We start from the raw sequence: 14,313 nt of genomic DNA, 5'->3' as shown, positions 1-14,313 counted from the left end.
AAATCAGCTTGTACGCTAAGACTGAAATAAGAGGGGGATTCGCAATGGCCAATGCCAATGATTATTTGAAAAAACCGCTTCCGAGCGAAGAAGAACAGCAGGATTTCTATAAAAAATTGCGCAGCAAAATAGAGAACTGGCTCGACAAGCGTTCAGGATTCGTCAGCAAAATCGGGAAATACGTCTTGTTTGCACCGGATCTGTTCCACTTGCTGACTAGATTGATGCTCGATTCACGCATCGATGCGAAAAGCAAAGGGGCTGTTGGAGCAGGGATTTTGTATTTCTTCGCACCGATGGATTTTCTGCCGGAAATCTTGGTAGGGCCAGGGGGCTTCCTGGATGATGTGGTTGTGGCAGTATTCATCATCAATACTTTATTGAACAAATTCCCAATCGAAGTGATTGAAGAACACTGGGCAGGGGATGTTGAATTATTGTCCGTAGTCCGCGGAGTCACGCATTCGGGCAATAAATACGTTTCCAAACTGCCGGCAGGCCGCTTGGTAAAACGTTTCATGAATTAAAAAAACCGCGGCGTAAATGCCGCGGTTTTTGCATGGGTTGGCCCCTTTGCCGAGAGCAGTCCAAATAAATTCTGGAAATCAGCAAAAGTGAGCCGCCTGTTAATTTTGTCTTCTAACTGAATCAACAAATGAAAAAATCCCGCACACCGGATTTCGGTATGCGGGATTTTGCTTATTAATTTGTAATGCCTTGTGTTTCTTTCCACTCAAGGAACTCATCGTATGTCAATTGCTTGTCAAGGATGCTTCCGTCTTCGCGGATCTCGATCACGCGGTTTGCAACGGTTTGGATAAACTGATGGTCATGCGAAGTGAAGACCATTGCACCTTTGAATGCGATCATGCCGTTGTTGAGTGCCTGGATCGATTCCAAGTCCAAGTGGTTGGTCGGTTCATCCAAAAGCAGGACGTTGGCATGCGAGAGCATCATTTTCGATAGCATGCAGCGTACTTTTTCTCCTCCGGAAAGGACGGAAGGTTTCTTTTTCACTTCTTCGCCGGAGAACAGCATTCTGCCGAGGAAGCCGCGAAGGAACGTTTCGCTTTCGTCTTCCGGTGAGTATTGGCGAAGCCAATCTACCAGCGATTGCTCGCTGCCTTCAAAGTAAGCCGAGTTGTCGATCGGCAAGTAAGCGCGTGAAGTGGTAACACCCCAACGGACCAAACCTTCTGCCGGCTCGTCTTCTTCAGCCAAAATGCGGAGAAGCGCCGATTTTGCAAGCGGATCGCCGATCAGGACAATTTTGTCGTCTTTGTTCATATTAAAGCTGATGTTGTTCAATAGTTTATTGCCGTCAACGGTTTGGCTCAGGTCTCTCACTGTCAGCACGTCGTTGCCGATTTCGCGGCCGATCGTGAAGTTGACGAATGGGTATTTGCGGGAAGAAGGACGGATGTCGTCAAGCTCAATTTTATCAAGCATTTTCTTCCGCGACGTTGCTTGCTTCGATTTGGAAGCATTCGCAGAGAAACGGGCGATAAACGCTTGAAGTTCTTTGATCTTTTCTTCTTTTTTCGCGTTCTGGTCGCTTGCCAAACGGGTTGCTAATTGGCTCGACTCGTACCAGAAGTCGTAGTTTCCTACATACAATTGGATTTTTCCGAAGTCAAGGTCGGCAATATGTGTACATACTTTGTTTAAAAAGTGACGGTCATGTGATACGACGATAACGGTGTTTTCAAAGTTGATAAGGAATTCTTCCAGCCATTTGATGGCGTTCAAGTCCAAGTGGTTCGTCGGCTCATCCAGAAGAAGAACGTCCGGTTTGCCGAACAACGCTTGCGCAAGCAAAACTTTCACTTTGTCTGAACCGGATAATTCAGCCATTTTTTTGTCGTGGAGGTCTTCGGAAATGCCAAGGCCCTGAAGCAAAATAGCCGCTTCGGATTCAGCTTCCCAACCGTTCAACTCAGCGAATTCGCCTTCAAGTTCAGCGGCGCGCATGCCGTCTTCATCGGAAAAGTCTTCTTTCATATAGATGGCGTTTTTCTCAGCCATGATTTCATAAAGCTTTTTGTGCCCCATAATAACTGTTTCAAGAACCGGATATTCTTCGTATTCGAAGTGATCCTGTTTCAGGACGGCCAGACGCTCGCCAGATCCCATTGTTACGTTGCCCGATTGCGCTTCCAAGTCGCCAGACAAAATTTTGATGAATGTCGATTTCCCTGCACCATTGGCGCCGATCAAGCCGTAGCAATTCCCCGGGTTGAACTGGATATTCACATCTTCAAAAAGTTTGCGGTCGCCAAAGCGAAGGCTTACATCATTTACTGCTATCATTTATACGTACCTCCCAAATTTCACAATAAGAATAGTATACCATGAATACCGCTAAAATCGATAGCATTCAGCAGCAGACTGGGATAAACTTAAGAAAGAGAAATTTTAACCGAACTTTTGAAACCGGCCTCTCTAAATGTAGGGAAGCGGCAGAAGTGTTGGCTCATCAAGCGCAATCGGAAATCTTATTTATATTTGCGTTCTTTATAGGCTTCAAGTAGCCCGAGATCTTTATTGAGTAAATATTCCATGCGTACATAGTCTTTGCGCGTCGGAATATGTTCTTTTGTTAAGCCTTTCATCGAAAAGATGAAATAATAGCCGCCGATTTGACGGAACAGCACCACAACGTGCGGGAATTCGTCAAAAATGGCTTTGATATTATAGCGTTTTGCATAGCTCCAGTTTACGAGTTTCATCCTTGTGCCCGCCTTTCACATCCATTTTAATGGCTCGGGTCCGGGAACACAAGTTTGTATGCCTGAACTGTCCAAGGAGGAATGATTTGTGACTGCTCCATCCAAAAAATCGGTGCTTGGCCTGATGGTATTGGCCATTTTTTTCGTCTCGCTGAACTTGCGGCCGGCCATTTCTTCCATCGGGCCGCTGCTTGAAACGATCCGCACCGATTTGGCATTATCCAATAGCCAGATCAGCCTGTTAACCTCTGTCCCGGTATTTTGCATGGGGCTGTTTGCACCGCTCGCGGTCGGGTTTAACCGGAAATTCGGTATGAAGCGTTCGATTTCGATTTTAATTATTGTTATTGGCACATTGACGCTGGTCCGCGGGCTTGTGCCATCTTATCCTGTGCTGCTTGCCAGCGCCTTTTTCATCGGCTTGGCGATTGCCATCATCAGTCCGCTCTTGTCGGCCATGATCAAACGCAATTTCCCGACACGCACGGCTTCTTTGATCGGTGTGTATTCGTTCGGGATGGGGCTTGGCGCAACGCTCAGTTCCGGTTTGACCGGTGTGTTTTACACGATTCTTGACTGGCCGCTGGCACTTGCGAGCTGGGGTTTGCTTGCCATCGCGGCGTTGATTCTTTGGCAGCACGTAGAAGAACCGGAAAGCGATGCGGTGGAAATCAGGGGAGAGCCCGCCCTTTCTCCATGGAAAAACAAGCGGGCTTGGGTGATGCTGCTGTTTTTCGCTTTCCAGTCTGCTCTGTTTTTCTCATTAATTACATGGCTTGCACCGATTGCGAGCGATAAAGGCATGAACATTTTGGCGGCTGGAGCGGTCTTGACGGTCATGTCACTTGTCCAGCTGGTTGGCAATTTGTCGATTCCGGCGCTTTTAGGGAAATTTCCAAGCCGCCTTCTTTGGACATTTGTGTCGCTGATATCCGGTGCTGCCGGCATTCTGTTGTTGATGATTGAAGGGACCGCCTTTATCTGGCTTGCCGCAGTTCTGCTCGGCGTTACGCTTGGCGGTTTGTTTCCGATTGCGCTGTTGATGCCGCTCGATGAAAATGAACGTGCAGACGACGTCAACAGCTGGACCGCCATGATCCAGTCCGGCGGCTACATCATTTCCAGCATCATGCCGTTTGGCATCGGCATCCTGTATGACCGCTACGGCACGCATGACATCACGTTAAATTTGCTGTTGGGCTATATCCTGGTGCTGGCGGTTTGTGCATTATTGTTGAATAAAAAAGGCGAGGGAAAGTAAATGATCCGAATCCAAGCAATCAACCAACAAAATATGATGGTATTTGATCCGCCTTTGGCGGAATTGGAAGGGATGAAATGGTACTGGGTTGATTTTGTCGATCCGACTGACGAGGAAATCGGACTGCTCAGCAGCCATTTCAACTTCCACCCTTTGGCGATTGAAGACTGCATCCACTCGCTTCAGCGGCCAAAGCTCGAGTATTACGACGATATGAATTTCCTGGTTTTCCATTCGCTCGATCCGGAAACATTGGAAGCGCAGGAAGTCGATGTGTTTATCGGGGACAATTTTATCGTTTCGTTCCATTTCCAGGATTTAAAAGAAGTCAATTTGACCTGGAATTATTTCAGTCCGCCAAGTGCACATGGACAGTTTAAGCCGGTGGAAGTGACGTATAAACTGATGGATAAAGTGGTGGATTCTTTTTTCCCGCTGGTCGAGCATCTGGAAGACCAGCTGGCGACCATTGAAGACGCCGACCGGGTGAAAAAAGCGGACAAGACGATCATGGAAACCACATTTACGGTGCGGCGCGATTTGTTCAAATTGCGGCAAATCGTGGTGCCGACGAGGGACTTGGTTTACCGGATCCTGGAATCCAAGCGTTTCATTCTGCAGGAACACAAGCGGGCTTATTTCCAGGATATCTATGACCATTTGATCAAATTAAGCCAAATGATCGATTCCAACCGCGAGCTGACATCCGATATCCGCGACAATTACATTTCGCTGAATTCTTATCGCATGAACAATATCATGAAAACTTTGACGGTCATCACGACCATTTTCATGCCGCTGACTTTCATTGCCGGCATTTACGGCATGAACTTTGTGCACATGCCGGAATTGGAATGGGACGGCGGCTATTTTGCCGTATTGACGATTATGCTGCTTCTTGGAACCGGCATGTTCGCCTGGTTTTATTCCAAAGGATGGTTTGAAAACGATTAACGGATAAGGGAAGGTAGTTAGGATGAAACAATACACAACCATTTTTTTCGATATTGACGATACCTTGATGGATTTCAGAAAATCCGAGACCGCAGCGTTGCATAATACGTTTATGGAACATGATTTGCCGACCGGTTTTGCAGATTACCACAGCAGCTACCGCAAAATCAGCCAAGTTCTTTGGCAAGACCTGGAACATGGCAGGATTGCCATCCGCGATTTGGGAATCGAGCGTTTCAAGCGCTTGTTCTTGGAGCACCAGCTGGACATCAGCGCTGAAGCCTTTTCAACATTGTATCTGGATTTCCTGGGGCAGGAATCGCATTTGATGCCGGGGGCAGATGAGCTATTGAATAGCCTTAACGGCATCACACTCGCGGTAATCACCAACGGCTTTGGGGAAGTGCAGAAAGCACGCATCCAGAATTCCCCGCTCAGCGACCGTTTTGCGCATGTGATCATTTCAGAAGAAACAGGCTACCAAAAGCCGCAGAGCGGCATTTTTGACTACGCTTTTAAACAGCTCGGGCTGTCATCAAAAGAAGGGGTCCTCATTGTCGGCGACTCGCTGAGCTCGGATATCCAAGGCGGCAATCATTACGGCATCGATACGTGCTGGTACAATCCGTTTGGCAAAGAAAATCCGACCGGCATCCAGCCGACCTATGAAATTCAGGAGCTTCTGGAACTACGTGAGATTGTACTTGGCAAAAAAATTGCGCTGAATAGTTTATAATAGAAGGAAAGGCGCCCGGAAAATGGGCGCCTTTTTATGATTTATGCCCGGTTTTGCAGTTATTGCGCCCGATTACTCATCCACTAGCCTAACTCACAAAAAAAACAGTGCAAAACCATAAAAGGTTTCGCACTGTACACAATAGCCGGTTTATTTGTTGACTTCGGTTTTTTCCCAAGTCTCAGAAAGGAATTCGTCGCGGCCGGAAATGGCGCGGTCTTCTTTGTAATGCTCCGGGTTCTTCTTATAGAAATCCTGGTGATAGTCTTCGGCCGCATAAAACGGTCCGGCTTCCAGAATTTCCGTGACGACCGGCTTTTTGAAGCGGCCGCTTGCATCCAAGTCGCGCTTCGACTGTTCGGCCAGCTCACGCTGTTTTTCGTTGTGTACGAAAATGGCGGGGCGGTACTGCGAACCGCGGTCCTGGAACTGTCCGTCGTTGTCGGTCGGATCGATTTGCTGCCAAAAGATTTCAAGCAGCTGTTCGTACGGGAAAACATCGGGTTGGAAAGTGATTTCCACTGATTCCAAATGGCCTGTAGCGCCGGTTTTGACTTGCTCATATGTTGGATTTTCAACATGCCCGCCGGTGTAGCCGGAAACGACGCTGTCAATGCCGTCAAACTGGTCGAACGGTTTGACCATGCACCAGAAGCAGCCGCCTGCAAATGTAGCTTTTTCTGTCATAAAGGTGGCTCCTTTCGCCTTAATATAGAAAAAATCTTACCACTCCCACTGTTTTACGACAATAAATATGTTTATAATAGTTGAGCAGAAACTTCTTCATGCCTTATGACGTCCCATGTAAGGCATCAACTAGAAAGGAACGTGTAGATTATGGAAGAAGAACTCAAGCCAAGCCGGAGCCGGCGCAAGAGAAAAAGGCTTCGATTCAGAGGCATTTTATTCCTGCTGTTGCTGGCGATTGTTGCAGTCGGAATTTATGCTGTTGTGCAATTTCAAAGTGGATATAAACTAGCTGAAAATACAGATTTGCCTAAATTGGAATTTGACGGAGATCCGGAGAATGGGGATTTCCAGAATATCTTGATCATCGGTGTGGATTCCCGCGGGGAAGAAAAGTCGCGGTCGGATACAATGATGCTGATGTCGCACGATAAAAACACAGACGAAGTAAAACTGACCTCATTCATGCGTGATATTTATGCAGATATACCGGGATACCAATCGTATAAATTGAACACGGCTTATTACTTGGGAGGCCCCAATCTCCTCGCCGATACGCTGCGTGAAATGTTTGGGGTGGAAATCCATCACGTAGCCCAAATCGATTTTGCGAACTTTGAACAAATGGTCGATATAGCAGCGCCAAACGGCGTGGAAGTCGATGTGGAAAAAGATATGTCCGAAAAAATCGGGGTGTCCCTGAAAAAAGGCGTCCATGATTTAAACGGCAAAGAACTGCTGGGCTATGCGCGTTTCCGCGCAGACAATGAAGGGGACTTTGGGCGCGTGCGCCGCCAGCAGCAAGTTTTGGCTGCGTTAAAAGATGAAATGATCAGCATCTCGGCAATCCCGCAATACCCGAAACTGGCAGGGGCGGTTCAAGGGTATATTGAGACTGATTTGCCGACATCCGACCAGGTGAAGCTGGCCATCGAACTTGCCAAAGGCGGTAAAAGTGATATTGGCCGTTTGACGGTGCCTGTCAAAGGTACGTTCTGGGATGCACGCTACCCAAATGCAGGTGCTGTCCTTGAAATCGATGTCGAACAAAATCGCCAGGCGCTTTCGGAATTTTTGTCCCAACCACTTAATTAAAATGTCAGATAATATGCTAAAATAACAGCATAACGAATTTTAAAGAAAGTAGGAGTGGCATGGAGACGGAAAAGCAATCTTTTTTCAATACGAATTTTATCCGTTTTCTCGGAGGAACCAATACCTTATTTACTTTGATCGCATTAGTGCTGATCGGCTTGGTCATATTCATTTTCCGGGAAGTGTCGTTCATCTTTGATCCGCTTCTGTTGTTTATGCGGACCATCTTCCTGCCGGTCATCTTGGCGCTCGTGCTGTACTATTTGCTGCGTCCGGTTCTTCGGATGCTGGAAGGCCTCAAAATTCCAAGGATTTGGGGAATTGTCATTATCTTTGTGGCATTGACCGGACTGACCACTTTGCTTATCGTTCTGGTGCTGCCGTTCCTGCGCGAACAGACGCAGCGGCTGATTATGGAGTTTCCGGATTATTTCATGCAGCTGTTGACCAATGTGGATGCCTTTTTGAGGACTTCCTATGTCGGCGATTACTACGTGGATTCGAGTTTTAATATCGAACAGCTGCTGACGACGCTGCCTGAGACATTCAACGAAACTTTCCAGACAACCGCTACCAGCCTGCTGGCACGTTTGACGGAATTCATCAGTACTGTGACCGGGGTCGTTCTCTCAATCATCATTGTGCCATTTATCTTGTTCTACTTATTGAAAGATGGAGAAAAATTTCCGGAATATATCCTGAAATTGATGCCTCCGCGTTTTCGTGAAGACACGAAATCGGTATTTCGTGAAGCGGACCGCCAAATCGGGGCCTATATCCAAGGGAAAATCATTGTCGGAATCTTCATTGGTGTGATGGTCTACATCGGCTTCCTGATCATCCGACTTGACTACGCGTTGCTGTTCGGCTTCCTTGCCGGCGTTACAAGTGTCGTGCCGTATATTGGCCCAGCAATCGCGTTTACACCGGCTGCCATTGTCGGCATTGTTATTTCGCCATTTATGCTGTTGAAAGTAGGGATTGTCTGGACCATCGTACAGATTTTCGAGAGCAATTTGATTTCACCGCAGGTTATGGGGAAAACGATGATCATCCATCCGATCACAATCATATTTGTCTTGCTGACCGCCGGTTCCTTGTTCGGCATTGCAGGAGTCATTCTTGGAATTCCGGCTTACGCCATTCTGAAAGTGCTGGTAGCCCATTTCTACAAATTATTCAAACGGCGCTACAACAAACATGAATCCAATCTGGAACATCAATACGATTACACCGAATTGCATTAACGGTTTAGGAAAACTTCATTAGTGGTAAAGAAGGACTAGTAAATACTGGAGGGTGCAACTTTATGCATTTTAAACAATTTCTTAGTTCCATCGGGATTGGTTCACTGAAAGTCAATACAGTCGTCGAAAGACCGCATTTAGAAGAAGGCGAGACCTTAAATGGGACGGTTTATTTTACCGGTGGCAACAGCGACCAGGAAATCGAATTTATTGAGCTGAACGTTATTAAGCAAATCGAGGATTACCGGGAAGACAGTGATTTTGATGTGATTGAAAATATTGTCGCGAAACAATCACTCGAATTTATCGGATCTGTTAAATCAAAAGCAACGGTCATGCATCAATTCGAAATTGTGCCGGATGAACGATGGATCCTGGAAAATCCGAAAGGGAAACTGATTCTGCGGACCATCGTCCATGTCAACAACGGCGTCGATGTGCACGACGAAGACGAAATCACGTATGCAACAACAAACAGTCTGTAAAAGGAAGGCATTCAAATGGGCAACCAATTTGAATGCCTTTTGAACTTTCTGGAGGTGAAAGGCATGGCGATCGTCAACAACAAAGAGCTGGCGAAGAAAATTGAATCCATCAAAAGAAAAGGGACAAAATCCTATATTGAAAAACAGCAGGAATTGAATCCTTCCACCTTGTCGGACTGCTTGTCGCTGGAAGGAAAAGGCGATTTCTTCTGCACCGGCAGTGTAAGTTTCGGCGTCGGTTTTGGCATGGATCAAACTGTCGCCAAAAAAGATTTGGCGGCAATCGAGGAGTTTGTCCGCAGCAAAGAAGAGGTCAAACATGCGCGGTTTGAACTGACGCCATTCTGCGATCCGCTGTTATTGGCATTGCTGCAGGAACAGCGCTATACATTGGAGCAATTTTTGGCGGTGTGGGTGCTGGATTTGAAAGCTTGGAAGCCTGTGGAAAAATCATTCCCCAACAACACGGTGGAGATTGCAGAAGTGGCTAATGAAGACAGCTTTGAATGGGCTTGGACTGTAGCCCTCGGCATTTCAAAAGACAATACGGTCAGTGAAGAAACGATGGAAGCTACCCGGACTTTTTTGGAAGTTCCCGACAATACGGGGTTTCTGCTGAAGGATAACGGGGAAAGCGCTGCGGGCGGGACACTGGCAATCGACGGGCGGCTAGGCGAATTGTTTTTGGCCAGCACGGTTCAGGCATACCGGGGGAAGGGACATCAGAACCGGTTGATTGAAGAGCGCATCCGCTATGCAAAAGAGAAGGGCTGTACGCATATCACGGTGACTACCGAACCGAATACCGCTTCAGCCCGGAACATGGAAAAAAACGGCTTTGGGCTGATTTATAACAAAGCGATCCTTAGAAGCCCTGAGATAAAGTAATGAAACAGCCGCAAGCAAAAGCGGCTGTTTTTTACATTTTAAAAATAAAGCGGTTTTTCTCTAATACATGTAGAAAATTACATAAGGGTATTTATATTCATCTAAGTAAAGCCAACAACACAAAAGACAAAGAAAACAAGAAAAAAATGCAATCAACAGATCTTTATGAAGAAGGAAGTCAAATTTTCTCGGTTAATGAATTGGCATTATCAATGCTTTGGTGATTCCTTCCCAAAGCCATTTAAATCGAATAACGGGAAAATCAAAGCCTTCGCTGATTTCGAACGCATCGTGGCGTTGTTCGAGCCTCAAGGGTTAAACTGGCTGCCGGAACACAATGGGAGAACCAGTTGACAAACTTCTAGTGATGGCTCGAAAAATATGCGGACAGCGGATTGGCATTGTCCGGACAAGAGCATGATCTGCTTCAGAATTATTTTGTCCATGCGTGCACTGGAACTGCCTTTAGACGAATTAATAGAAGTAAGGTGAAGGGATTTGTTAAATAAAAATATTATGTAGTCCTATAAGTGTAATACTTGTATAAAACTACATAAGGGCATTTAATTAAATTCAAAACCAGCAACAACGAACAAAGACACAAAAGAAAAACAGGAAGCGAAAGGCGCCAGCTTTTCACTTCCTGTTTTATATTCAGCTTAACCAAATCCCGCCCAGGCAACTGGCAGCCAGCAGCAATGCAAAAAGGGCAGACATCCAAAAATCAATGCGGCCAATCCGGACGGGTTGATAATAGTCGGTTCGCGCTTCGCCGGTAAATCCGCGGGCTTCCATGGCGAAAGCGGAGCGTTCCGCTTTACGCACAGCGCCGGCAAGCATCGGCATCAGAACCCGCCGCATATCGAGCAGCCGCTTGAATGCATTCTTTTCCTCGACGGCTCCGCGCAAGCGCTGTGCCTGTTGGATTTGGGTGAATTCGTCTTTCATGACCGGAAGGAATTGATAGCCGACCATCACGCCATAAGCAAGTTTCGGAGATAATTTCAATTGCTGCATCAAGCTCATGATAAATTTTACCGGATCGGTTGTGAAGGCGAACATCAGAGACAAAGTGGAAAACGCCAAGACCCGGAAAGAGAGGGACAGGGCTGTCTCCAGTTGTTCATCGGTGACATCCAAACCGGCGAACGACCAGATGATTTGGCCGCCGGTTTCTGCGCCGAACACAATGGTTGTCCATAAATAACCGAAAGCGCCGATAGCAAACGGCAGCATGAACAGCGCCCATACTTTCCAATTGAGCCGGCTCATGAAAACTTGAAAGAGTAAAACGCCAATCCAGAAAATCAGTGGTGTCCAGGGATTGAAGAAAAAGGCGATGGCCATCATTGATAAGGTCACTGCAATAAATTTCACGGACGGGTTCATGTCATGCAAAAGATTCCGCACGGGGCTTCACTCCTTTTGGCGCAAGCAAATGATGCGACGCCAGCATTTCCTCATCAGCCCATAATTCCTCACACGCAAATTTCCCCGTCAGTACACCGTCTTTAATAAGAAGGATGGAATCGGCAACGGCCGCTGCGAATTCCATGTCATGCGTGACGATCAAAAAAGAAATGCCTTCGTTTGCCCGTTCTGCAATCAACAGCGCTAATGCCTGCAACGCCGCAGCGTCCTGTCCCGAAGTCGGTTCATCCATCAGCAGTACTTGCCGTTTGTCTGCGAGCATCGACGCGATGGCGACCCGCCGTTTTTGCCCGTGGCTGACAGCGAACGGGTGCGCGTTTTGGATATCCGTTAACCGCAGGCGCTCCATCAAATCCTGGATTTCCATTGGAGTTGACGAAGCCGAATACGCTAGTTCATCTTTGATCCGCTGCGTCAGAAACAGGTACTCAGGCGATTGCGGCACGTAGCCGGCGCCGTTCGATTCGACGGTTCCGCCAGAATTTTTGTAGATGCCGCACAGCGTTTTCAGCAAAGTCGATTTTCCGCTGCCGTTTGGTCCGGCAACGACTGTAACTTCACCGCGATGGACGGAAAATGATAACGGACTGAGCAAGCTTTTCCCGTTGACGCTAGTGGACAGCCCGGAAACCTCCAAAGAAAGGGCAGTTTGAAGGGCAGTTCGCCGCTTCGGAAATGCCACTGCCGCTCTGGGGATAAAGCGCTGGTCTGCCAGTATGCGCCCGCTTACGTCCAGTTGGATATCGCGGTCGAAAAACGATTCCCATAGATCAAGCCGGTGTTCCACAGCGACAACCGTCAAGCTGAATTTTTTCTGCAGTCCGTCCAGCCAGGCGATAAACTGCTTGGCTGTTAAGGGATCGAGGTGGGAAATGGGCTCATCGAGCAGGAGCACTTCGGGTTTCATGATCAACGCACATGCAGTTGCCACGCGCTGTTTCATGCCGCCGGATAAAGACTGGATTACGGCATGGCGCAGCGGGGTTAAGCCGGTCAATGAGAGGACATCCGTTATCCGGCTCTCCATTTCCGCAAAAGGGACATGAAGGTTTTCCAAGGTAAACGCCAATTCTGCTTCAACGGTCGGCATGCAAAACTGGGAATCGGGGTCCTGGAACACGGTCGCGATCCGGTGATTGATTTCTCCGGGGGCATAGTCTTCCGCTTTTTTGCCGAACAGATGGATGCTGCCGCTAAGAATTCCGTCGCAGTTCAGCGGATACAACCGGTTCAATAAGTACAGCAAGGTGCTTTTGCCGCAGCCGCTCGGCCCGGATATGACGGCGCGTTCTCCCGGAAAAATGTCGAATGTGAGATCTTTCAGGATGTTTTCCTGGTCATCCGGAAAACGGAAATGGATATTTTTCAATGAAAACACCGGCTCATGCACCGGCATCACCTTTTTCTGCGCGGGCAATCGCATAGCCCCGCAGCGAACCGGTCGCGAGCAAGCCGTCTGAAATGTACTTGCCTCCGATGCCGGCGATGACCATGCCGCTTAAGACGCGCAGCGTAAACATCAAGGCCACAAATGAGGGATCAAGCCCTGCATAGCCGGAGATGAAATAGCCGTACACAAAACTGAACACAGCAGAACCGGCTCCGGCAAGCATAAACACCGCCAGATTGAAATGCTTGTAGCCGGTCACTGCAAACGCCGCTTCCGCTCCGAGTCCCTGGACAATGCCGGACAACAGCAGGCGCGGACCGACTGCATTGCCGAGCAGCACTTCGATTGCCGCCGCCATCGATTCCGACAGCACGGCAGCTCCCGGTTTCCGGATGATGTTCATGCAAATGATCGATACGATAAACCAGATGCCGAACAGCCATTCATAGGCAATGGGCCCGATGATGCCGGCCCAGATATTCGAAAGATGGACAAACAGCAAATAGACAATGCCAAAGACGATGGCAAACAGCGACATCAGCACAACTTCTTTCAGCTTCCATGATTTAAGCATCTTTTTTTCCTCCGTGCGAAGGGCTGTTGATGCTCATTGATACCGTCATGACCAAATGGCGGTGCTCTTCGGAGCGGGCATTCGTAAATGCTTCCTCGTAAAACGCAAAGACGTCATGGATATCGCCGTGGATGCCGCTTGCGTAATGCATCGATTCGTTGAAGACGCCTTGTGCCTTGGCACGGTCGACTTCACGGTAAATAACGGCCATGTAATCCGGGTCGTTCATTGGATACAGGGCAAATTGTGAAGATACGTATTGCTTTGTGTCATCGGTGTTCAGCAGCACGTCATCTTTGTCCAAGTAGACATCGCCCGCAGAATCTCCCGGGCAGCCAATCGAAAATGTGCCGGACAATGCGACATGCTCGCCGGTCTTGGCTGCATGCAGCGTCAGTGCTTTTGCCACATTGAAGACGTGGTTCTGTTTCCCGCGGATGACCGTCGAGACGTCATCGGTATGCATCCAGACGTTTGAGGTATCCGTTTCGTTTAAAGCCCCTTTAATTACTTTGATAAAATCGCCGGTCATCGGATGCAAAGAAAAGCGAAATCCGACGATCGGGCTTGTGCCGCATTGCAATGGTTCCATATAAATTCTCCTCCTCAAAAAAATTACACAAAAAAAGGCTGCATCCGTGAAGATGCAGCCACTATTCCATGCCAATTAAATTCGGGGAAAGATCCAATTGCGGAAAGTCACCGCACTTCCTCACGCCAGTATTACCTGGATCGAGTCATAAGGGATCGAAGCTTGCGCTTGCATCTCAGCCGAAAATCGGGCACCCCCAGTGCAGAAAACGGTATGCAGTTTTTTTGTGGTCCGGGGTTTGCCC

Annotated in this window: 16 protein-coding genes and 1 riboswitch; of the genes, 9 read left to right on the top strand and 7 right to left on the bottom strand. The window is 47.9% G+C overall.

The genetic code is table 11. The features are described 5' to 3' along the window. Positions 1-44: 44 nt before the first annotated feature. Positions 45-527, top strand: coding sequence for a YkvA family protein (locus tag HU147_RS15515; RefSeq protein ID WP_224077070.1), 483 nt, complete (start codon positions 45-47; stop codon positions 525-527). 175 nt (positions 528-702) lie between these two features. Here HU147_RS15515 and HU147_RS15510 read toward each other — a convergent pair whose 3' ends face one another. Continuing rightward, positions 703-2,310, bottom strand: coding sequence for an ABC-F family ATP-binding cassette domain-containing protein (locus HU147_RS15510; RefSeq protein ID WP_224077069.1), 1,608 nt, complete (start codon positions 2,308-2,310; stop codon positions 703-705). A gap of 185 nt (positions 2,311-2,495) precedes the next feature. Then, positions 2,496-2,729, bottom strand: a complete 234-nt coding sequence (locus HU147_RS15505; RefSeq protein WP_224077068.1) for a hypothetical protein — start codon at positions 2,727-2,729, stop codon at positions 2,496-2,498. 88 nt (positions 2,730-2,817) lie between these two features. On the opposite strand from HU147_RS15505, the gene HU147_RS15500 reads away from it, so the two are divergent. The 3 genes from HU147_RS15500 to HU147_RS15490 are packed head-to-tail and all read left to right on the top strand — an operon-like array spanning position 2,818 to position 5,680. Then, the gene (locus tag HU147_RS15500; protein WP_224077067.1) at positions 2,818-3,990 is read left to right on the top strand and encodes an MFS transporter; all 1,173 of its coding nucleotides are present in this window, start codon (positions 2,818-2,820) and stop codon (positions 3,988-3,990) included. Next, the gene (gene corA / locus HU147_RS15495; RefSeq protein ID WP_224077066.1) at positions 3,991-4,944 is read left to right on the top strand and encodes a magnesium/cobalt transporter CorA; all 954 of its coding nucleotides are present in this window, start codon (positions 3,991-3,993) and stop codon (positions 4,942-4,944) included. Between the two features lie 22 nt (positions 4,945-4,966). After that, entirely contained in the window at positions 4,967-5,680 is a 714-nt protein-coding gene (locus HU147_RS15490; RefSeq protein ID WP_224077065.1) for a YjjG family noncanonical pyrimidine nucleotidase, read from the top strand. 150 nt (positions 5,681-5,830) lie between these two features. Here the strand turns inward: HU147_RS15490 and msrA are convergent, their stop codons facing one another. Further along, the gene (msrA, locus tag HU147_RS15485) at positions 5,831-6,367 is read right to left on the bottom strand and encodes a peptide-methionine (S)-S-oxide reductase MsrA (RefSeq protein ID WP_224077064.1); all 537 of its coding nucleotides are present in this window, start codon (positions 6,365-6,367) and stop codon (positions 5,831-5,833) included. A gap of 150 nt (positions 6,368-6,517) precedes the next feature. Between msrA and HU147_RS15480 the strand changes: the two genes are divergently transcribed. The 5 genes from HU147_RS15480 to HU147_RS15460 all read left to right on the top strand — a co-directional run bounded on the left by HU147_RS15480 (position 6,518) and on the right by HU147_RS15460 (position 10,306). After that, entirely contained in the window at positions 6,518-7,462 is a 945-nt protein-coding gene (locus HU147_RS15480) for an LCP family protein (RefSeq protein WP_224077063.1), read from the top strand. A 59-nt stretch (positions 7,463-7,521) separates the two neighbouring features. Next, the gene (locus HU147_RS15475) at positions 7,522-8,709 is read left to right on the top strand and encodes an AI-2E family transporter (RefSeq protein WP_224077062.1); all 1,188 of its coding nucleotides are present in this window, start codon (positions 7,522-7,524) and stop codon (positions 8,707-8,709) included. A gap of 62 nt (positions 8,710-8,771) precedes the next feature. Then, positions 8,772-9,194, top strand: coding sequence for a sporulation protein (locus HU147_RS15470; RefSeq protein ID WP_224077061.1), 423 nt, complete (start codon positions 8,772-8,774; stop codon positions 9,192-9,194). A 15-nt stretch (positions 9,195-9,209) separates the two neighbouring features. After that, a complete protein-coding gene (locus HU147_RS15465; protein WP_224077060.1) occupies positions 9,210-10,082 on the top strand; it encodes a GNAT family N-acetyltransferase in 873 nt (290 codons plus the stop codon). Further along, positions 10,082-10,306 carry a hypothetical protein gene (locus tag HU147_RS15460; protein WP_224077059.1) on the top strand — a complete coding sequence of 75 codons (225 nt, stop codon included), beginning with the start codon at positions 10,082-10,084 and terminating at the stop codon, positions 10,304-10,306. Before HU147_RS15465 ends, HU147_RS15460 begins: the two co-directional genes overlap by 1 nt. A 430-nt stretch (positions 10,307-10,736) precedes the next feature. On the opposite strand, the gene HU147_RS15455 is transcribed toward HU147_RS15460, so the two are convergent. The 4 genes from HU147_RS15455 to HU147_RS15440 are packed head-to-tail and all read right to left on the bottom strand — an operon-like array spanning position 10,737 to position 14,069. Continuing rightward, positions 10,737-11,492, bottom strand: a complete 756-nt coding sequence (locus HU147_RS15455) for an energy-coupling factor transporter transmembrane component T family protein (RefSeq protein WP_224077058.1) — start codon at positions 11,490-11,492, stop codon at positions 10,737-10,739. Then, positions 11,473-12,909, bottom strand: coding sequence for an ABC transporter ATP-binding protein (locus HU147_RS15450; protein ID WP_224077109.1), 1,437 nt, complete (start codon positions 12,907-12,909; stop codon positions 11,473-11,475). The genes HU147_RS15455 and HU147_RS15450 overlap by 20 nt, the downstream gene beginning before the upstream one ends. Beyond that, positions 12,896-13,477, bottom strand: a complete 582-nt coding sequence (locus tag HU147_RS15445) for an ECF transporter S component (protein ID WP_224077057.1) — start codon at positions 13,475-13,477, stop codon at positions 12,896-12,898. The genes HU147_RS15450 and HU147_RS15445 overlap by 14 nt, the downstream gene beginning before the upstream one ends. Then, positions 13,470-14,069 (bottom strand): Ykof family thiamine-binding protein, encoded by a 600-nt coding sequence (locus HU147_RS15440; RefSeq protein ID WP_224077056.1) that lies wholly within the window; start codon positions 14,067-14,069, stop codon positions 13,470-13,472. The genes HU147_RS15445 and HU147_RS15440 overlap by 8 nt, the downstream gene beginning before the upstream one ends. Before the next feature lie 100 nt (positions 14,070-14,169). Beyond that, a riboswitch (TPP riboswitch) is annotated at positions 14,170-14,277 on the bottom strand. Positions 14,278-14,313 lie beyond the last annotated feature (36 nt).

The sequence above is a fragment of the Planococcus chinensis genome (assembly GCF_020071995.1).
GTDB lineage: Bacteria > Bacillota > Bacilli > Bacillales_A > Planococcaceae > Planococcus > Planococcus chinensis_A.
This window is presented reverse-complemented; position numbering and strand designations above follow the sequence as displayed.